Raw genomic sequence first — 19,462 nt, 5'->3', positions numbered from 1 at the left:
CTACGCGAATAGCCCATGCATGAACCAATCGGGCGGAGCGCCGCGCCCGTCATCGATCACACCATTCCGGTACATCCAAAAGCGGCGGCCTGCCTGATCCTCGACCTTATAATAATCGCGCAAACGCACAGTGGATTTTTCCCGCCACCATTCGGGTGCGATGCGTTCAGGCCCTTGTGCTTTGGCGACATCGTGAAGCCTGCGCCGCCACCGGAACCGGCGGGGCGGGCCATCGGGCGTGGCATAGATTACGGTAACAGGCTCGGGATAATCGAACAGGCGGATGGGGCGTTCTTGTGTGGTAGCCGCTTGTGTAGGGCTGGGTGCGCAAGACAATGACGGAATGCCGTCCTGCCCGCTGCTGCGCACGAGCGAGCGTTCGGGAATATGGCTGGCATAGGGCGTAGGTAAGGCAATGCTACCGTGCCCCAGTCGCGCGCGAAGCCGGTCGAGGAGATGAGGCAAGGTGATGCCCTCGACTTCATCCTCCTCTAGCCCTTTCTGGTGTGCATCCATTGCTTCATGCCACAGCGCGGTGAGGGCAAATGTATCGAAGCCGAAACCGGCATCGAGCCTCTCCAGCTTCTCTGTAAACAGTCGCACAATATGATCGGGCGCGCGCACCGGTGCGGCGGTTTCGACCTGCAATTGTGCGATATGGCCATCCACCCGAAACGCTTCGAAACGCACCCGCCGCAATCCGCGCTGGGCGCTCTCCAGATCGCTACAGAGACGGCTGGCAAGATCGGCTAGGATTGGCTCGACAATGGCAACATATTGCACCGGCTCAACCACACGCTGCGTAGCGCGGTAGATTGTCTTTGGAGCGAGTGGCTCGACGACTTCTGGCGTGTTCCCGAGTGCCTGCTGCAGTCGCTGCAATGGATTGGCGAGCTGGTTCCCATGCTTGCGGAAACGCCGGGCGAGGGCAGTCGTCGGTATATCGGCGAGCGATCCGATTGTTTTGAGACCGAGGCGGCGCAGCAGCAGCGCGGCCTTGTCATCAATCCGGAGACTTTCGATTGGTAGCTGCGCCAATATTCTTTTCAGCGTGCTAGGCTCGGTCGAGGCCAAGTTCCCTTTGCCATAATGTGCTAGTGCCCAAGCCGCACCTATCGTTGGAGCTGCTGCGATCCGCGCCGTAAAGCCAAGCGCACCAAAGCTGGTCCGCATATCTTCCAGCATCGCTGCCTCACCGCCAAAGCAATGGTCTGAACCGGTGGTGTCGAGCAGCAAGCCATCTACACCATCGACAGCGCTCCATGGGCTCCAGCGCTGTGCCCAGCGGGCCAGCCGGGTGAGCTGCCGTGCATCACCTGCTTGATCGCCGAAGTCGATCGCGAGGGATGGGCAGATAGCACGTGCATCGGTCAGCCGCTGGCTAGGTTTTGCCCCGCCATCGCGCGCTGCATCATTTACCGCGCCCAATATAACGCCGTGTGGCCCCTCGTTCACCAATGCGAAGGGTTGAGCGTCATCCGTATCGAGATGTGCTTTGCGCCACCGCTCCATCGCCATTTGCGGGAACCAGATTGAGATGATGCGCCGCCCGATCATAAGCGGCGTCCCATTGTCCGGGCTGCATATCGCGCGCGCGGAACAGGTCGAGCGACCAAACGGAGGGGCCAGGAGCTTTCGGATCGTATAGGTGCGGCAATGATGGACGGCTTTCGACCCGCCAACGCCTGCGTGCTCCGCTGAGATCGGCCTGCCCGTTTGTGCGAACCAGAAAAGCGGGGACGCCATATCGCTCTGCGGCCACTGCTAAGCGCCGCGTCGCAGTGAAGTCGAGCGCTTGCGGATCGCCGTGCAATTCCCCGATCACTCCGCTGAGAGAGGAGCATTTCAGCCCTTCCTCCATCGCCCACAGCGCGTCTTTTGCATTGCGCGTGACGACATGCAGGATCGGCCTGCGGAGTACAGGCGGCAGGCCGTGAGCGAAGACGCGGCCCATATCCCTGAGCGTGCGCGCTTCCTGCACCCAATAGAGTGGTCCATCCCCTTGCGGCTTGATCTGTGCCAGCGCCCAGCCGCTTACAGCTGCATCGCCGGGGGCGGCGAACAGTTCTTGCAGCGTGGGCGCAGCAGGCTTGAATGCATTCAACGAACGCGGAAGCGTTGGGAGAGAGGCAGCACGGAATCGGCACAGAGTTTCAACCATAAGAGAATCACTATGTTCTTCTTATGTTCCTTTTTCAAGATCGCTGCAATGCTGCTTTTCCGATCCTCGGGGCATACGATTGCATCGAACCTGCCGGATATGACTGTGTGATTAACGCAACAGCAGGTTGAAAAGTGTGAATCTCATGTGAACCGCTTTGACAAGCTATGCCGCCTATTGCAGATATCCGACCATCTAGGGACTGGGGGTCTCCGATAAGCCATTACCAACGTTAGAAAACGATGAGAATCACTAGCAGGTAATGGAGTGTCAAACGCTCGAATGTCGCTAAAAGTCGCAACCGGAGTAATTATGAAAAAGTTTCAAGAGAACACGCTGAAGGGCCTTGCATGCTCTGTCTCAGCAATGGCGATGGTTTTGTCCGCGCCAGCAATGGCGCAGGATACTGATCCTGAGGCAACTGAGGACGAAGAGCAGGTTGACGTTGCCGATACTGGCGCGGCTGGCCAAGGTAGTGACGATCCGATCGTTGTTACGGGTTCGCGTATTAAGCGTGACACATATTCGAGCATCTCCCCGCTTCAGGTTCTGACAACCGAAGCTGCGCAGGATACCGGCCAATTCGACGCCGCTGCGCTGTTGCAGCGTTCTGAGTCTGCTGCCGGTCAACAAATTGACGCGACCTTCCAGGGTTTCGTTCTCGACAACGGTCCTGGTTCGCAAACCATCAACCTTCGCGGCCTCGGTGCTGACCGTACACTTCTCCTGCTGAATGGCCGCCGTCTGGCGCCGGCGGGTGTTGAAGGTGCTCCGGCTAACCCTTCCATCAACCTGATCCCTGCATCGCTGGTTGATCGTTATGACATTCTGACTGACGGTGCTTCGTCGGTTTATGGTTCGGACGCGGTTGCCGGTGTTGTTAACATCGTTCTGCGTAAAGACTTTGACGGTCCAGAGCTTTTCGCGAGTGGTAACATCAACCCGCAAGGTGCTGGTGAAGACTACACGATCTCTGGTGCATACGGCTTCAATACCGACCGTGCTTTCTTCGGTATCGGCGCTGAATATCAGTTCCGCGACGAAGTGCAGCTTCGTGATCGTGGCTTCCTTCAAGGGTGTGACACGCACTACGAGCTTGGCGATGATGGCTCGATTCGTACGGTCGACGTTCGCAGCAACGCAGTTGTTCAGAACCGGACACCTGGCGTTTCGATCTCCGAAAGCCCTTGTAAGATTTCCGGCATTTCTGGCCGTATCTTCAACGGCTTCACCAACTTGGGTTCGATCTACTTCGATCCAACCGACTTTGGTAACCCAGGTGGCGGTAACACCGGCATCCCGGGCTTCAGTGAGAATACTGCATTCGGTATCGATCTGGACTTGAACAATGACGGCATTCGTGATGTTGACTTCCAGAATGTGAACAACAACGCGGCAAACCTCGACCAGACGTTTATCAGTGAGCAAAAGCTGTACAACGTGATGGCCTATGGTGAGTATGTCTTCCCTGGTGATGCGAACATCACGCCGTTCTTCGAGGCAAACTACACACGCGCCGAGATTTTCTTGGCTAACACCGGTACGCCGCAAATTTTCCCATCGGTTCCGGGTGCGAACCCGTTCAACCCTTGTAACTTTGTTGGCAACCCAGACGGCGTAGATTGCCGCGCAGCTGAGAACACGCTGCGTGCGTCTCTCGGTGTGGCAGGTGGTCTGTCGACCGGGTTCCTGCTGCCAGTGTCTCCGATTTTCACCATCCAAGGTGATCGGAACAATGTGAATATTACGCAAGAACAGTATCGCGGTACACTTGGTGTGAAAGGCGATTTGCCATTCATTTCGCCAAGCTGGACCTTCGAGGTCGCAGGTACTTATTCGCGGTCAGAAGGTAAGTCGATCCGTCAAGGTATCCGTGAAGACAAATTGGCATTTGCGATCGGTATCGATCCGACCGCTGATTTCGACGGTGATGGCGTAATCGATAACAACGGTGATGGCATTGCCGATGATTACGACAATAACGTCGACTTCTTCGGTGGTAACACGCCTTGTGATGCGACTACGCTCGCGAATCCAGGTGCGGCTCTTCCCGACCTGACAACAGGTTGTGTGCCGGTGAATCTGTTCGCTCCTAGCGTTTTGGGTTCGACGATCGGTGACTTCGCTTCACAGGCGGAGCGGGATTACTTGTTCGGCTTCCGTAATTTCGACACGACATATGAGCAGATCCTGATCAACGGCTTCGTTACAGGTAATTTGTTCGAACTGCCTGCTGGCCCAGTCGGTGCGGTGCTCGGTGTTGAATACCGCAAGGACCGGATCAACTCGACACCTTCGGTTGAAGCGTCGAACGGCCTCCTCTTCGGCTTCTTCGCCGACCGCGGTGCTGTTGGTAGCAAAGACATCAAGGAAATCTACGGCGAGCTCGATATTCCGCTTCAGGCTGGTAAGCCTTGGGTGGAAGAATTGAACATCAACTTGGCCGGTCGTCTGACTGACGAGCAGTTCTACGGCACCGCTGGAACCTACTCGGTGAAAGCCGGTTGGCGTCCGATCAGCTCGCTGTTGTTCAAAGCCACCTATGGTACGTCGTTCCGTGCGCCGAACCTTCGTGAGAACTTCCTGGCTGGCCAGTCTGGCTTCCCGACGATCTTCGATCCTTGCGCGGTTCCCGATGCGGCGTTTGTGAACAATGTTTACAATGCGGCAACGGATACTCGCGATCCAACAACGCTTGCGAACTGTATTCGTGAAGGCCGTGATCCAACGACTGTTGGTATCGATCAGCAAGGTCTGAACACCATTCAGCAAGTAAGCGCTGAAGCGACATCGGGCGGTAGTCTTACCCTTGATGAAGAAACCTCACGGTCGATCACAGCTGGTTTCGCGTTCGAAGAGACTTTCGGCGACGGCTATGACGTCAACATCAACTTCAACTACTACGACATCAAGATCAAAGGCGCGATTATCACGCCTTCGTCGCAATTCATCATCAATGATTGCTTCACACGGGATGATGGTATTCGCAGTCAGTTCTGCGACCGGATCACGACGGGCGCCGCTCCGGCATCGCGTTTCTTGATCTCGGATATCGATTCGGGCTTCATTAACCTGAATTCTGAATCTGTCCGTGGTATCGACGTCAATGCCTTCTTCGGCAAAGAAGTTCCGATGTTCGGCACGCTGGTTGATCTCGGCTTGGACATTCGCGCAAACCACCTGATCGAGCGGAGCAACATCTTTATCGATGATAATGGTGTTAGTAGCTTTGATGAAGATGCTGGTGAGTTCGGCTTCCCAAGCTGGACCGGTCGTGCAACCTTCACCGCTGAAGTCGAGGACGTCCAGTTCACCTGGCAGACACGCTTCATCGGTTCGGTTGAGCAACAAGCTGATGGTATCGATCCATTCGATGATGCCTTCGGCAACCAAGGAACCGGGTTCCTGGGTGACACATGTACCGGTGCAGGCACCGCCAACGTTGCCGGTGATGGTATCACCTGCCGCGATATTGGTTTCGCTGACGACTACTACGTGCACACCGTGGCACTGCGTTACCGTCCGAATTCGACCATGACGATCCGTGCTGGTATCACCAACCTGTTCGATACAGCTCCACCGTTGGTTGACAGCAACGAGGTGTTCGCAATCTCGAACACTCCAATTGGTAACGGCTATGACCTTGATGGTCGGGAATTCTTCTTCTCGATCAACAAGAGCTTCTAAGCTCGGATCACTTCGATTGAACTAAGCGAAAAGCGGTCTCATACATTTGGTATGAGGCCGCTTTTTGTGTTATTGCACCACGTAGTTTGGAAATTGGAAATTGAGAGAGTCGCATAATGAGAATTTTTAAGGCATCCCTTATGGCTGCAGCGGTCGGCGCTATGTCGATCACCGGAAGCACGGTTACTGCTCAAACGAAACCAGCGCCCACCGTACCGGTGGAGGCATGGTCGCTTCGCGATATGATGAGCACGGTTCAGGTATCTCCCGACGGCAAGCACTTGCTCGTTCTCAAGCTTGAAGGAGCAGAGACCGAATATGTGATGGAGATTTACGAAACCGCGAACCTCTCCAAGCCGCTTCGGCGTCTGAATGCTGATCCGTCCGAGATTATCAGCGCACGCTGGGTAAGCGATAACTACATTTTCGGTACTGCTTGGCAGGTTCGCCGCAAGTCGGTTAAGCGTCCAGAGCAGGACGTTCGCAATTACGTAACCTATGCGTATAATCTGGATACGAACAAGTTCACGCAAGTCTCTGACAACTTTAACATCGTCAACAACCTGCCAAATGATCCAGATGAAGTTTTGGTGGCAAGCGGAAACCCTGTGGGCGACGGCCTTGGTGTCGATCCTTTTGCAGCGTTTCGTCCTACATCTTATTATCGTTTCAACCTGCGCACCGGTTCGCGCAAGCTGGTCCTGAAGGGTAGCGAGAAGTACCGCAACGCCGGTTTCGACAATGATGGCAACCCACGTTTTACATCCGGTCTCGATGCAAGCACCAATGAGCTTGTTTATTATTACCGGGCTGTCGGTGATGGGTCATGGAAAGAGTATGGCGAACGCTATGATCTTGACGACCACGAGAACCTCTACCGAGTGTTGGGCGGGGTCTATGGTTTCGCCGGTGTCAGCGAGGAAGACCCGACCAAAGGTTATGTCATCGACAATCGCGGTGAAGACAAAGCGGGGCTCTATGAGTTCGACTTCACCACCGGTCAGATCGGCGAGAAGATTTATTCGAACCCTGATGCGGATGTGATGGGCATTCAAACCCACTCGATGTCATGGGCCGGCAACGACAAGCTCGTTGCTGCAATCTATCCTGGCGAAAAGTATGAGCGTCACTGGTTCGATATGGAAGAGAAACAGCTGTTCGAGAATCTCGAGCGCGAAATCCCTTACTCGCACCAGATTAGCATTGGTAGCCGTTCGCGCGATGGCGAAACCATGATCGTCACGAACCGCGGTCCCCAGGATCCGGGTTCGTATTGGCTAGTCCAAGGCGAAAAAATGGCGAAGCTGGGTAGCCGCAACCCGTTGGTTAAGCAGGCGGAGCTATCGGAAGTCGAATACATCCGTTATCCCGCTCGCGATGGTAAGACTATCCCTGCTTATGTGACTAAACCGAAGGGTGAAGGTCCATTCCCACTGGTGGTACTGCCCCATGGCGGCCCTCACGTGAACGAAGTCATTGCTTATGACGAGTGGGGCCAATTGCTGGCTAACGCCGGCTACATGGTGCTCCAACCCCAGTATCGTATATCAGTGGGCTGGGGCAAAGAGCACTTTGACGCGGGCTATGGTGAGCATGGTCTGAAAATGCAGGACGATAAGGATGATGGTGCGCTCTATCTGGTAGAGCAAGGTCTCGTTGATCCTGATCGTATTGCAATGTTTGGCTGGTCCTACGGTGGCTACGCCGCTCTGGTCGCGACGTCGCGTGAAGATAACATCTATCAGTGTGCTATCGCTGGCGCAGCGGTTGCTGACCCAGAGAAAGTTTATCTCAACCGCCGTGGTTCCAACACGCCGAAAGCTCTGGATGATTGGGGCAAGCGCCGCGGAACTATCGGCATCAACCCCATCAAGGAAGTTGCAAAAGCGAATATTCCGCTGCTGATGGTGCATGGTGATGTTGACGCACGCGTGATGTACTTCAACTTCAAGGACTACAAGAAGGCTATGGAACAAGCCGGTAAGTCGGCGCAGTATCTTACGCTGGAAGGTGCTGACCACTTCTCGCGGACGCTGATGTATAACCACCAAGAGGCGTTCTACACGAAAATGCTGGACTTCTTGGCGAATGATTGCGGACCTGACGGCCTGTAATCTTCAAGAACTACAAAAGTAAGGGCGGTGGCATGGGAAGATGCCGCCGCCCTTTTTGTTTGTGCGCGTTAGGTGATAAAAGCGCGAACAGATGCTTTATCGGTCAATCAAATCATGATGTCGTAGCAACTCAGCTACGTTCACTCAGACGAGTAAAAGCCTATTTGCACGCTGGGTTCAGCGTGCGAATGAATGCTGTAGGCAGCCTAGAGCCTGAACTCGTTATTCGACTTCGACCGGCTCACCATCACCATCCAAGTCGATATCGACGAAGGTTACGGTACCTTGGCGGTCTCCGCGTTTTATGATCTTGTCGATTTTTTGCTGGCGCTCGACCATCAGGCGCTGAATTGCGGCAGGAATACCGATGGCACGCTTGCCTTGCCCGGGATCAGGGCTCTTATAAGCGTATTCGGGATCACGTTCGCCGTTAGATAAGTCTGCAATGTCGGTCTCATACAGAGCGGCTTCAACGTCAGTCGTTTTAGCTAGGATCTCTTGCACGTCTTCCTCAGCATACTTGCTGTAGTGATTTCTCAGATCAACCGCCCAATTCCGGAAGAAGAATGGCTGCGCTTCGGCAAAAATATCGGAGACTTTCATGGTCTTACCCGACTTTTCCGTGCCGCGAAGCGAGTTGATGAACTCTTTCGCTGATCGATCAAGCAACTGATTCAGATTGGTCGCGCTGTATGCTTCGCGCTGGATCGACGGACCACCAATGTCACCGCGGAAGAAACCATAAATGACCTTCGGGTCTTTCCAATTCGGATAGACGATTTTTGTCCGGATATCCTTTGGGCTCATCTTTACACCGCGCACAGTGATAAAGGGGGCCTCGTCGAGAGGAAGTCCGGTATCGCCGATCTTCATCTTCGAAGGCTGGCTCAGCGGATATTCGACAGCAATCTGCTCTATAATTGCGACATTGTGGAGGTTCATCCAAAATGCGAGTTGTTCGTTCTTACTCAGTGTAGAGATATCAACCGCATTGGCGGTATCCTCTAGATCCTTGCGATAATCGACGATTGATTGCGTGATCTCGTCGCTGAAGAAGGAGAAGCCAACCCGGTTTCCTTCGAGCCGCAATCGTGAATCATGACCATAGATGCGCCGTGTGCCGACATTGGCGGTCGGCCGAGGGGCACCTTCGCGAATGGATTTCCCCATGCGGACTACGAGCGCACTAAGTGCTTCGTCCCAGATCGTATAATCGATCTTGGTTCTCACACGATTTTGCTTCGGTTGAAATTGCTCAAACCCTGCTGGAGCCTGCGCGGTCGCTGGTGCGCTATCAGTAGCTTGAGCTGAGAGGCTGGTTCCTGCGCACATTAAAGCGGCGAGGCTGACGGTTGTGAAAATTGTCTTGGTCATAATTCTATCGAACCCCACAGTTTCCCAATTTTTGCGCTGTACGCGTACCAAACTAGCCTGAACGACACCTGATCTTTGGCTCATGGTCGGACACGCAAGTCATGTTGCCTCCACTAACGCCCCAAGAACGAAGATGTTTCCTGCCTATTTTATGTAGTAACGAGCCGGCATCAATCGAGTGCACCTGTCGGATGTTATTTGCCGTTCGTCGATTCTGCACCGGTCTGCTCCGTGCGTATACCGTTGGTGCCCTTTACGGCACGATGCATTTCCAGCCCCAGGGCCCAGCGACGTTGAAAACCGCGCCAATGCTGATCCTGCTTTGGTCCGGCGAACTCACCATTGAGCTGTTCGCGGAAGGCGACATCCCAAGTGCTACCATTGGAGTCGATGGTTGGGACATTGAGATAGCTGGCTTTGTCTGCGTCATCTTTTAAGTGCAGATCAAGGAATGCCGTTACGAAATGCTGGTTGATGCCGTTCAAGCGGTCGCTGCGCCAGACGGGTTCCTTGACGAACTCAAGCGCTTGAAATCCCGTATCGGTAGAGGTTTGGAAATCGTTGCCGACGATGTTGTGCCGCGCCTCGCGGAATACCAGCATATGGCGATCGGCGCCGGTGAGGTTGTTGAACAGCCACGTAACGCCCTGATCGAAATTGACGACATCATCCTGATTGCCCGAGACCACGAGCACAGGAGCTTCAATTTTGGCAAGCGCCTCGGTCGTCCAGGCGCGATTGTCTGGCTGTCCGCCCCATGGTGCGAAGGTCACCAGCGCATCTATTGGTGCTGCCTTTTCAGAAACTTCGGTCAGCTTCCTCTGCGAATCTGCTGGAATATTGGACATGGGATCATTGGCGAACTGGTAGGGTGCGCCAGCAGTCGCGAGTGCGCCATAACCGCCCATCGAATAGCCGATTAGGCCGGTCTTACCCGTGTCGATCAAGGCAAAGCGTGCGTCTTGGCCTGCGTCGACCTGCTCTTGGATCGCACTCAGCACTTGCCGCTGATCTTGTGTTCGGTCGACCAGCACATTGCCGAACGAAATCGCCAGTGAAGCAAGCCCATCAGCGGGCATATCCGCATGATTGATCGACGCTACAACATAGCCGTGCGACGCGAGGTGTTCGCCAAGATTGCTGAACTGTTCGCGCCATCCGCGATAGCCATGCGACATGATGACCAGCGGGAATTTCTCACCGGTAATTGGAGCAGTCCCATCGCGGGCGATACCGTTGGTGGACACTTCAACGGGGTCTTGTCCCTGAGGCTTCATCACATGAGTGTATATGACTGTTTCGCTCGCAGTGTCAGTTTCAGATGGATACCAGAAACGAACCGACAGCGTGCGTTCACTCTCGTTGAGGCCGCCGGTCACCATGCTCATCCCGCCGATCTGTGTGCGATCAGGCAGCGCATAGTCCTTTACGAAGGTGCCAACTGCATAGTCGCCAGTGCGACCCAATTCGGGCGTCTCGCCGCTTTCGCCTGCATGGATTGTCGGCGAGACAACATAGGCAGTTGCCGCTGCACCAGCGGCCAGAACGCCGATGATACCCAGCGCGATGTGACGTTTTTTCATATACTTTGCCCTCGGTTAGACGTCGTCAGCGCTGATCATTTCTTCACGATCGAGCTCGCCTGTGAGCGAAGCCACGGTTGTCGCGACAGCAGCATCGCCGCTGACATTGGTTGTGGTGCGCATCATGTCCATGATCCGGTCCACACCGGCAACAAGTGCAATTGTCTCAAGCGGAACATCGACTGCGCCAAACACGAGCGCCATCATGATGAGACCTGATCCCGGAATGCCGGCCGCGCCGATTGCGCCCAGCGTACCCAAGACTGAGATCAGGAAATAATCACCCCATGTCAGATCGACACCAAATATTTGTGCACCGAACAAGGTCGCCAGCCCCAGATACATCGCCGTGCCGTTCATGTTGATCGTCGCGCCTAATGAGATCACGAAGCTTGCCACGGAATTGCTGACACCCAGATTGCGACGTGCGCAGCGCAGTGTCACCGGCAAAGTCGCGTTGGAACTGGCGGTGGAATAGCTGACCGCAATTGCATCAATGATGCCGCGGAAGAAGTCTATGACTGGCAGCTTCGCAACGAATTTAATCATGCTTGCGTAGATCAAGCCGATGATTAGGAAGCAGCCCAGATAGTTCAGCAGGACCAAAATCCCGAGTGCTTGAAGTGCGTCAAAACCCAGTGTGCCTGCGACCCACGCCATAAGTGCGAAAACACCGAATGGGGTTAGTTCCATCACCACCATCGTGACCTTCTGCATCACCACCGATCCGGACTCGAATATCTTTAAGACCGGTTCGCCCTCCTCCTTTGCCATCAATATCCCGATGCCTAGCAACAGAGAGAACACGATCAGCGGCAGAACGTTGACGTCTGCCATGACCTGGACCGGACTGGAGGGAACGATCTCAAGAACCATCTCGGATAGCGATTTGGCGTTGTCTTGTGCGTCCTGCGCTCTTTCCAGCCGCGACTGATCCATCTCGATCACACTGGTATCAACGCCCGAACCCGGCTGCGTCAGCGTTCCGAGACCCAAACCCAGCCAAACCGCCATCTGTCCAGTGACCACGAAGATCAGCAGGGCCCGCCAGCCGACGCTACCCAATTTGCGGATGTCGCCGATAGAAGCAACGCCAGCAACCAAGCTGAAGAAGATTAGCGGAACGACCAGCATTTTGATGAAGGCGACGAAAATGTCGCCAATAATCTTGATGCTCTCTGCCTCTGGGCCCCATGCCCAGCCGACAATTATACCGAGTATCAGCGCCCCTATAACGCGTTGCCAAAGGGGAATGGAAAACCAAGCTTTAAACATCGCAGATCCCTGAACAAATAACTGTCAAAAGGGCGGCCCTCCCGCCTCTGTAAACGAGGACCATCCGCGAAAGCGTGGCGGCAGTCAAACGGGTTTTGGATTTAGCCCCATAGACCTTGGTTCAGACAGGGGAACTGTGGGGTTAGGCCTGCACAACTTCCTGCTTGATCGCGCCGAAGATGGTGTGGCCGTCCTTGTCCTTCATCTCGATCTTCACCGTATCGCCTGGCTGCATAAAGCGGGTTTTGGCCCCGCCATCATAAATCGTTTCGATCATCCGGATTTCGGCGATGCAGCTATAGCCTGCGCCGCCTTCGCTTACTGGTTTGCCAGGGCCGCCATCTCCGCCTTTGTTGGAGACGGTACCCGAGCCGACAATCGCTCCGGCCGCGAGATTGCGAGTCTTAGCGGCGTGAGCGACCAACTGGGCTAGGTTGAATGTGGCGTCGACGCCTGCTTCGGCACGGCCGAAGGGCTCGCGATTGTAATCGACTAACAGCGGAAGATGGATCAGGCTGTCCTGCCATGCGTCACCCAACTCGTCAGGTGTGATTGCTACCGGAGAAAATGCACTGGAGGGTTTGGACTGGAAGAAGCCGAAGCCTTTCGCCAACTCACCCGGAATCAGACCGCGCAGCGATACATCATTCACCAGCATCACCAGTTTGATATGTTCGGCGGCGTCCTCTGCGGATACGCCCATCGGTACATCATTGGTAATGACCGCGACTTCGCCTTCCATGTCGCAGCCCCAAGCTGTGTCGCCCAAAGGAATGTCGTCACGCGGTGCGAGGAATGTGTCGCTGCCTCCTTGGTACATTAGCGGGTCGAAATAGAAACTCTCTGGAACTTCGGAATTGCGTGCTTTGCGGACCAGCTCGACGTGGTTGATGTAAGCGCTGCCATCGGCCCATTGATAGGCGCGGGGAAGCGGCGAATGTGCGTCATTTTCATGGAAGCGCTCACACGGTACAGTCTGATGCTCAACATCGCGGTATAGCGCTTCCAGATTGGGCGAGACCTCGTCCCAATTGTCGAGCGCGTATTGCATTGTCGGGGCGATGTTATCCGCGGCGCAATAGCGCGTGATATCCTTTGACACGACTACCAGCTTGCCGTCGCGGGTACCGTCTTTTAGCGTTGCAAGTTTCATGGATTATACTTTCTCTGGGCCAATCTCGGGATTGTCGGGTTGATTATCAGGGTGCGCGCGCTGGAATGACGCAAGAGCGAGGCATGCTGTTTCAATGCGTGTCATATGCGGGCTGTTCCGAAGATCATAATCGAACCGCCGCGCATTATAGAGCTGCGGCAGAAGAACGACCTCAAGGATGCCCGGGCCATCGAACAGGAAATCTCCGGTACCCAGCTGCGCCAAGCGCGCCTCGACCGGAACGAGTGTCTTTGCGAGCCAATGGCGATACCATTCGCCAACCTCGTCCTGCGACTTCCCATATTCCTCTTTGAGAAATTTCAGCACTGGTAGGTTGAGAGGCGCGTGCAATTCGGTTGCAATCGCGTAGGTGAGTTCGCGTGCGGTATAACGATCTTCTGCTGAAGAGGGCATCAACGGCGCATCGGGATAGGCCTCATCCAGCCATTCGATCAATGCCATGCTCTGCGCACGGTCGCGGCCACCGGCCTCCAGCATAGGGACAGTCGCAAATGGATTGCGGCTCGAGAAAGCTTCACCCTTCTGCTCGCCTTCAAGCAGATTGACTGGCACATTCTCGTAATCGAGTCCTTTCAGCTCCAGCGCAATGCGCAGGCGATAGCTGGTGGAGCTGCGATAATATCCATGAAGCTTCATCAGAATGCAGCGAGCCCGGTGATTGCGCGGCCAAGGATCAGCGCGTGGACATCGTGCGTGCCTTCATAAGTGTTCACCGTTTCGAGGTTCACCATATGGCGGATCACTTGATATTCGTCACTGATGCCGTTGCCGCCATGCATGTCGCGGGCCTGGCGAGCGATATCGAGCGCTTTGCCGACATTGTTGCGTTTGACGATGCTAATCATTTCCGGCGCGAACTCACCCTTGTCCATCAAACGGCCGACTTGCAGCGATGCTTGTAGGCCCAAACCAATATCGCTCATCATATCGGCGAGTTTCTTTTGGTAGAGCTGCGTATTGGCGAGAGGGCGACCGAACTGCTTTCGATCAAGGCCATATTGGCGCGCGGCGTGGAGGCAGAATTCTGCCGCACCCATACTGCCCCAGCTGATGCCGTAGCGGGCGCGGTTGAGGCAGCCGAATGGGCCTTTCAAGCCCTGCACGTCGGGTAAAAGCGCACTTGCAGGCAGTTTGACCTCGTCCATCATGATCATGCCGGTGGTCGATGCGCGGAGCGAAAGCTTGCCTTCAATCTTCGGCGCGGAGAGGCCTTCCATGCCTTTCTCCAGCACAAAGCCGCGAATGCCATCACCATGCGCTTCGCTCTTTGCCCACACAACGAACACATCAGCGAAGGGAGAGTTCGAAATCCATGTCTTCGCGCCCGACAGCGAATAGCCGTCGCCGTCTTTCTTCGCGTATGTCCGCATGGACCCGGGGTCGGAACCGGCGTCAGGTTCGGTCAGGCCGAAGCAACCGATCAATTCGCCCGATGCTAGGCCGGGCAGGTACTTTTGTCGCTGCTCCTCCGAACCGTAGGCTTGGATAGGATACATCACGAGGCTGGATTGAACTGATGCCATCGAGCGGTAGCCAGAGTCTACACGCTCAATTTCACGGGCAATCAGTCCATAAGCGACATAGCTTGCATCTGCGCCGCCATATTGCTCGGGAACGGTCGCGCCCAGCAAGCCAGCCTGACCCATAAGCGGGAACAGTTCGGGAGCGCTGGTTTCGTTGCGATAGGCCTCTTGAACGCGCGGCTGCAATTCGCTTTGCGCGAAACCATGCGCGGCATCGCGGATCATGCGTTCGTCTTCGGTCAGCTGGGATTCCAGATTGAACGGATCTTCCCAGTTAAATGGCACCATGCCAGCCATAGTTACTCCTGAAACTAGTTTTCCGTCCTCTTGCAGGACTCATCCTGCGCCGCAAGTGCAGTCTTATCAAGGGGTGTTGCGCTGTGTTGCTGCATGCAGGGCGAGAGTGCGTTGGGCCTCGCGCAAATGGAGAATTTCAGTCATCCGGCCATCGACTTTGATCACGCCCTTTCCAGCATTTTCGGGCAGAGCAAATGCATCGCGGATCGATTGTGCTTTGGCCACCACATCAGCAGAAGGGCTGAAGGCCGCATTGGCAATCGAGAGCTGTTTCGGGTGGATCAGAGTCTTCCCGTCAAAACCCATATCTGCGCCTTGCCGGCATTGTGCTGCCAGCCCGTCCTCGTCGGCGATATCGTTGAAGACCCCGTCTAGGACAGAGAGGCCGTATGCGCGGGCATTGATGACTGCTTGGGTGAGTATCGGTTGAAACGGCGCGCGCTTGGTGTCGAGCTTCGCCCGCATTTCCAGCGCGAGGTCGTTGGTGCCCATAACATAAGTGGTGAGCCTAGCTGCGGCAGCCTTCGCCGAAATCTGACTCAGCTGGGTGAAAGCAATACAGGTTTCGAGCATCGCCCATAATTCCGGCCCGCCGCCAAGTTGCCCTCTATAAATGCCCGCTTCATCGGGATGGCAGAGCTTCGGGACGAGCACGGCCTGCGGCTGGCATCCGGAAAGTGCAGCAAGATCGGCTGGTCCCCATTCGGTATCAAGCGCGTTGACGCGAACGACCGTGTACGATGACCGAATCCACCGTCATTGACCGCCGCGACCGCCGCCGCGCGTGCCTCAGCTTTCGCTTCAGGCGCAACCGCGTCTTCAAGATCGAGGATAACCGCATCACAATCCGCCTGCCGCGCTTTCGCGACTGCACTGGCTCGGTTGGCCGGTAGATAAAGCGCACTGCGGAGCGGGCGAATGTTGTCCGTCACTGCGCTCTGTTCGCCAGCAAGTCATCGACCACCGATGGATCAGCGAGCGTTGAAGTGTCGCCCAGATTGCTTGTGTCGTTCTCGGCGATCTTGCGCAGAATACGTCGCATAATCTTGCCGCTGCGGGTCTTGGGCAAGCCGGGGGCGAATTGCAGGACATCGGGTGTCGCTATAGGGCCGATTTCCTTGCGAACCCATTTGACCAGCTCCGCGCGCAGGTCGTCGCTATCCTCAACTCCCGCATTGGTCGTGACATAGGCGTAGATGCCTTGACCCTTAATGTCGTGCGGCATGCCAACGACGGCGGCTTCGGATACGAGTTCATGCGCGACCAAGGCGCTTTCAACCTCGGCGGTGCCCATGCGATGTCCGGAGACATTGATAACATCGTCAATCCGTCCGGTGATCCAGTAATAGTCATCCTCGTCACGGCGGCAGCCATCGCCGGTGAAGTAGTATCCCGGATATTGGCTGAAATAGGTGTCGAAGAAGCGTTGATGGTCGCCATACACAGTCCGCATTTGGCCGGGCCAGCTATCGGTAATTACCAGCGCGCCTTGCGTTGCGCCGTCGAGCACGGTCCCTTTCTCTGGATCGAGAATAGCGGGCTTTACGCCGAACATAGGGCGGGTCGCGCTACCGGGTTTGAGAGCATTTGCTCCGGGCATCGGCGTAATCATTGCCGCGCCAGTTTCGGTTTGCCACCACGTATCGACGATTGGGCAGCGCCGGTCGCCGACTACGCGGTGATACCAGTCCCATGCTTCGGGGTTGATCGGCTCTCCGACTGATCCGAGTAGACGCAGGCTCTTGCGGCTGGTTTTGGTGACGTATTCGTCTCCTTCGCGCATAAGGGCGCGCAGCGCTGTCGGCGCAGCGTAGAATATCTCGACCTGGTGCTTGTCGATGACATTCCAGAACCGCGAATGGTCGGGGAAGTTCGGCACGCCTTCAAACATCACCTGCGTCGCGCCGTTGATTAGCGGAGCGTAGACGACGTAGCTGTGTCCAGTGACCCAACCAACATCGGCGGCGCACCAATAGACCGGCATCGAACCATCTGCCTTAGGCTGATAATCGAACACATATTCCTGCGTCATGCTGGTCCACACAGCATAGCCGCCGGTAGTGTGCAGTACACCCTTAGGCTTCCCGGTGGAACCTGATGTGTAGAGAATGAACAGTGGATCTTCCGCATCCATCACCTCTGCCGGGCAATCCGGCGAGGCAGCACCCATCGCCTCAGCCCAATCAATATCACGGCCTTCGACAAAGGGGACGTCTGCGCGCGTGTGCCGGAGCATGATTACGGTATCGACCGATACTTTCTCGCACGCCGCATCGACATTGGCTTTGAGCGGGATCGGCTTGCCTCCTCGCAGGCCTTCATCGGCGGTGAGTACGATGCTGGATTGGCAATCTTCAATCCGGCCCGCCAACGCGTCTGGGCTAAAGCCAGCGAAGACAACCGAGTGCACCGCGCCGATCCGCGCGCAGGCCAGCATCGCAATAGCGGCTTCGGGCACCATCGGTAGATAGATTGTGACACGGTCACCCTTGTTGACGCCATTGGCTTTCAGCACATTGGCAAAACGGCAAACCTCGGCATGCAATTCGCGGTAGGTTAGCGTGCGGCCCTGTGTTGAGGGATCATCTGGTTCCCAGATAATCGCGATCTGATCGCCGCGTTCGGCGAGATGCCGATCGAGCGCATTAGCGGCGATATTGAGTTTCCCGCCTTCGAACCATTTGATGTGAAAGTCGGCTTGGTCATAGGACGTGTCTTTGACCGTGTGGAACGGCTCAATCCAGTCGATCCGCTGCGCTTCGTCTCTCCAAAACCCATCGGGATCATCGATAGAGCGCTGGTACTTTTCCAGATATGTCGCGTTGTCGATAAGCGCGCTTTCGGCCCATTCGGACGGAACCGGAAAAAGTTCTTCAGTCACTCAATGTTCTCCTGAATTCGCTTACAGCTTGCCGAATTTGTCTTCGTATCCTGCAGTATCGTCAGCCGCTAGAAACTTCGCTTGATCCATCCAATTGTCTCGGCGGATGCGGCCTTCAAACCGACCAAGCTGTGCGTCAATATTGTCGATCTCTGCATCGGTCCAATTGGCGATCTGGTCAAATTTTGTCACACCGAGTGAGATGAGAAGAGTCTTTAGCTTCGGCCCAACGCCTTTGATGCGCGTCAGGTCATCGGCTTCACTTTCCACCGCCGCGACCTTTGCCGGTTCGGCCGCGGCCGCAGTTGGTTCAGGCACCGCCGGCGGGGCTTCAGCAGCTGCAGGCGCGTCAATCAGCGCTTGATTGCGGTTCGCTGGACCTTTGCCTTCGTCCAGAACATCCGACGTATCGGTATCCACTTTCGTTCGCCGCATCGCGACGAATATCCACCAAGCGACCAATAGGCCGATGACCAAAGCGGCCACCAAAAGCGGCCAGTTGGCCTGCGCCAGTTCCATCATTGCTCTGCTTCCTCCTCACTATCGATATCAGATGCTGGATCACGCCCCCACAGCGCCCAGCCAATGGTCAGTCCCACGGCATAGGCGGCGAGTGTCATTACGATCAATTCAAACCATATTGGCATCTCAGCGGGCTCCCGGTGTGTCGACGGGAGTCGGAGCAAGCGGCTCTGTCGCGATGACCGAGAATTCAATCCGGCGGTTGGCGGGGTCGGCAGGATCAAGACCGTCGACCGGTTTGCTCGATCCATGCCCTATGGCCCGCAGCCCATCAGCCGGTATCCCGCGACTAATTAGGGCATCGCGCACTGCGTTCGCACGCTCCCTCGACAGGGCCAAGTTGCCTGGTTCGGGTCCGGAATTATCCGTGTGGCCGGTAATTGCGATGATGGACCCGAGGCAAGGGCGCAGGGCCGCTTCTACCTCGTCCAGCAATTCACGGCTGGCAGTATCCATGGCGCTGGACGATTCCTCGAAACGCACAGTGCGCGCGCGCAGCAGCGCCTCGACATCCTCCTGACAATGCATCGGCTTGAGCGGAACCGCGCCGCTTTCTGCGGCCATCGTCCCGTCAGACCAGCGAATTCCGCCGACACCGGGAATTTCAGCGATGGCTTGCGCCGCGTTAGCGCGGGATTGTTCATCGAGCCCTTCGCCTCCGCCAAGCAGCGGGTGGCGCGAAGGCCAGCCATTGATGGCGGTGAAATCGGCGGAAACATCAGGCGCGCCCGCTTCGGTTGCCGCTGCCGCTGCGCGTTCCGACAATTTTGATGCAAATGTATCCGCGGTCCATGCCGACCCGACAAATGCCAGGGCAGCGCATGTTAGGCCTCCGGCGGCGATAGCAATGGTAGGGCGAACGGGCATGGTG

General features: G+C 55.9%; 15 protein-coding genes and 1 pseudogene. 2 read left to right on the top strand and 14 right to left on the bottom strand.

The window, feature by feature from the left end:
* Entirely contained in the window at window positions 1-1,557 is a 1,557-nt protein-coding gene (locus tag J9777_RS08065; RefSeq protein ID WP_209348202.1) for a DNA polymerase Y family protein, read from the bottom strand.
* Window positions 1,475-2,161 (bottom strand): hypothetical protein, encoded by a 687-nt coding sequence (locus J9777_RS08060; protein WP_209348201.1) that lies wholly within the window; start codon window positions 2,159-2,161, stop codon window positions 1,475-1,477. The genes J9777_RS08065 and J9777_RS08060 overlap by 83 nt, the downstream gene beginning before the upstream one ends.
* 312 nt (window positions 2,162-2,473) lie before the next feature.
* Here J9777_RS08060 and J9777_RS08055 point away from each other — a divergent pair, with 312 nt between their 5' ends.
* Together J9777_RS08055 and J9777_RS08050 are read left to right on the top strand one after the other, a co-directional pair.
* Window positions 2,474-5,848, top strand: coding sequence for a TonB-dependent receptor (locus tag J9777_RS08055; protein WP_209348200.1), 3,375 nt, complete (start codon window positions 2,474-2,476; stop codon window positions 5,846-5,848).
* Between the two features lie 116 nt (window positions 5,849-5,964).
* Window positions 5,965-7,962, top strand: coding sequence for a prolyl oligopeptidase family serine peptidase (locus J9777_RS08050; RefSeq protein ID WP_209348199.1), 1,998 nt, complete (start codon window positions 5,965-5,967; stop codon window positions 7,960-7,962).
* A gap of 222 nt (window positions 7,963-8,184) precedes the next feature.
* Here J9777_RS08050 and J9777_RS08045 read toward each other — a convergent pair whose 3' ends face one another.
* From J9777_RS08045 to J9777_RS08000, 12 genes and pseudogenes are all read right to left on the bottom strand, one after another.
* Window positions 8,185-9,336, bottom strand: a complete 1,152-nt coding sequence (locus J9777_RS08045; protein WP_245228543.1) for a DUF547 domain-containing protein — start codon at window positions 9,334-9,336, stop codon at window positions 8,185-8,187.
* 194 nt (window positions 9,337-9,530) lie between these two features.
* Window positions 9,531-10,919: a dienelactone hydrolase family protein gene (locus tag J9777_RS08040; protein ID WP_209348198.1), complete on the bottom strand. Its 1,389-nt coding sequence runs from the start codon at window positions 10,917-10,919 to the stop codon at window positions 9,531-9,533.
* A 15-nt stretch (window positions 10,920-10,934) separates the two neighbouring features.
* The gene (locus tag J9777_RS08035) at window positions 10,935-12,194 is read right to left on the bottom strand and encodes a dicarboxylate/amino acid:cation symporter (protein ID WP_209348197.1); all 1,260 of its coding nucleotides are present in this window, start codon (window positions 12,192-12,194) and stop codon (window positions 10,935-10,937) included.
* Window positions 12,195-12,336: 142 nt separating this feature from the next.
* Window positions 12,337-13,347 carry a fumarylacetoacetate hydrolase family protein gene (locus J9777_RS08030; RefSeq protein WP_209348196.1) on the bottom strand — a complete coding sequence of 337 codons (1,011 nt, stop codon included), beginning with the start codon at window positions 13,345-13,347 and terminating at the stop codon, window positions 12,337-12,339.
* 3 nt (window positions 13,348-13,350) lie between these two features.
* Window positions 13,351-14,004 carry a maleylacetoacetate isomerase gene (gene maiA / locus J9777_RS08025; protein WP_209348195.1) on the bottom strand — a complete coding sequence of 218 codons (654 nt, stop codon included), beginning with the start codon at window positions 14,002-14,004 and terminating at the stop codon, window positions 13,351-13,353.
* Window positions 14,004-15,188, bottom strand: a complete 1,185-nt coding sequence (locus J9777_RS08020; RefSeq protein ID WP_245228542.1) for an acyl-CoA dehydrogenase — start codon at window positions 15,186-15,188, stop codon at window positions 14,004-14,006. Before J9777_RS08020 ends, maiA begins: the two co-directional genes overlap by 1 nt.
* A gap of 66 nt (window positions 15,189-15,254) precedes the next feature.
* On the bottom strand, window positions 15,255-15,938 hold the full coding sequence (locus J9777_RS08015; RefSeq protein ID WP_348631981.1) for a CoA ester lyase: 684 nt from the start codon (window positions 15,936-15,938) through the stop codon (window positions 15,255-15,257).
* Window positions 15,939-15,994: 56 nt separating this feature from the next.
* A pseudogene (locus J9777_RS14805) lies at window positions 15,995-16,120 on the bottom strand (aldolase/citrate lyase family protein); the annotation flags it as partial.
* Window positions 16,117-18,069, bottom strand: coding sequence for an acetate--CoA ligase (gene acs, locus J9777_RS08010; RefSeq protein WP_209348194.1), 1,953 nt, complete (start codon window positions 18,067-18,069; stop codon window positions 16,117-16,119). The pseudogene J9777_RS14805 and the gene acs, both read right to left, overlap by 4 nt.
* A gap of 21 nt (window positions 18,070-18,090) precedes the next feature.
* The gene (locus J9777_RS08005; RefSeq protein ID WP_209348193.1) at window positions 18,091-18,591 is read right to left on the bottom strand and encodes a hypothetical protein; all 501 of its coding nucleotides are present in this window, start codon (window positions 18,589-18,591) and stop codon (window positions 18,091-18,093) included.
* The gene (locus J9777_RS14735; RefSeq protein WP_280842174.1) at window positions 18,588-18,716 is read right to left on the bottom strand and encodes a hypothetical protein; all 129 of its coding nucleotides are present in this window, start codon (window positions 18,714-18,716) and stop codon (window positions 18,588-18,590) included. Before J9777_RS14735 ends, J9777_RS08005 begins: the two co-directional genes overlap by 4 nt.
* A gap of 1 nt (window position 18,717) precedes the next feature.
* Window positions 18,718-19,458: an OmpA family protein gene (locus tag J9777_RS08000; protein WP_209348192.1), complete on the bottom strand. Its 741-nt coding sequence runs from the start codon at window positions 19,456-19,458 to the stop codon at window positions 18,718-18,720.
* Between the last annotated feature and the right edge of the window lie 4 nt (window positions 19,459-19,462).

It is taken from the genome of Pontixanthobacter sp. CEM42 (assembly GCF_017812015.1).
Lineage (GTDB): Bacteria > Pseudomonadota > Alphaproteobacteria > Sphingomonadales > Sphingomonadaceae > Pontixanthobacter.
This window is presented reverse-complemented; position numbering and strand designations above follow the sequence as displayed.

Excerpts from the sequence above, each read along its gene's own strand:
- J9777_RS08005 (WP_209348193.1), bottom strand. The coding sequence starts at position 18,591 with ATGATGGAACTGGCGCAGGCCAACTGGCCGCTTTTGGTGGCCGCTTTG.
- J9777_RS08030 (WP_209348196.1), bottom strand. The coding sequence starts at position 13,347 with ATGAAACTTGCAACGCTAAAAGACGGTACCCGCGACGGCAAGCTGGTA.
- J9777_RS08065 (WP_209348202.1), bottom strand. The coding sequence starts at position 1,557 with ATGATCGGGCGGCGCATCATCTCAATCTGGTTCCCGCAAATGGCGATG.
- J9777_RS08050 (WP_209348199.1), top strand. The coding sequence starts at position 5,965 with ATGAGAATTTTTAAGGCATCCCTTATGGCTGCAGCGGTCGGCGCTATG.
- maiA (WP_209348195.1), bottom strand. The coding sequence starts at position 14,004 with ATGAAGCTTCATGGATATTATCGCAGCTCCACCAGCTATCGCCTGCGC.
- J9777_RS08045 (WP_245228543.1), bottom strand. The coding sequence starts at position 9,336 with ATGACCAAGACAATTTTCACAACCGTCAGCCTCGCCGCTTTAATGTGC.
- J9777_RS08060 (WP_209348201.1), bottom strand. The coding sequence starts at position 2,161 with ATGGTTGAAACTCTGTGCCGATTCCGTGCTGCCTCTCTCCCAACGCTT.
- J9777_RS08035 (WP_209348197.1), bottom strand. The coding sequence starts at position 12,194 with ATGTTTAAAGCTTGGTTTTCCATTCCCCTTTGGCAACGCGTTATAGGG.
- J9777_RS08020 (WP_245228542.1), bottom strand. The coding sequence starts at position 15,188 with ATGGCTGGCATGGTGCCATTTAACTGGGAAGATCCGTTCAATCTGGAA.
- J9777_RS14735 (WP_280842174.1), bottom strand. The coding sequence starts at position 18,716 with ATGCCAATATGGTTTGAATTGATCGTAATGACACTCGCCGCCTATGCC.
- J9777_RS08000 (WP_209348192.1), bottom strand. The coding sequence starts at position 19,458 with ATGCCCGTTCGCCCTACCATTGCTATCGCCGCCGGAGGCCTAACATGC.
- J9777_RS08055 (WP_209348200.1), top strand. The coding sequence starts at position 2,474 with ATGAAAAAGTTTCAAGAGAACACGCTGAAGGGCCTTGCATGCTCTGTC.
- J9777_RS08040 (WP_209348198.1), bottom strand. The coding sequence starts at position 10,919 with ATGAAAAAACGTCACATCGCGCTGGGTATCATCGGCGTTCTGGCCGCT.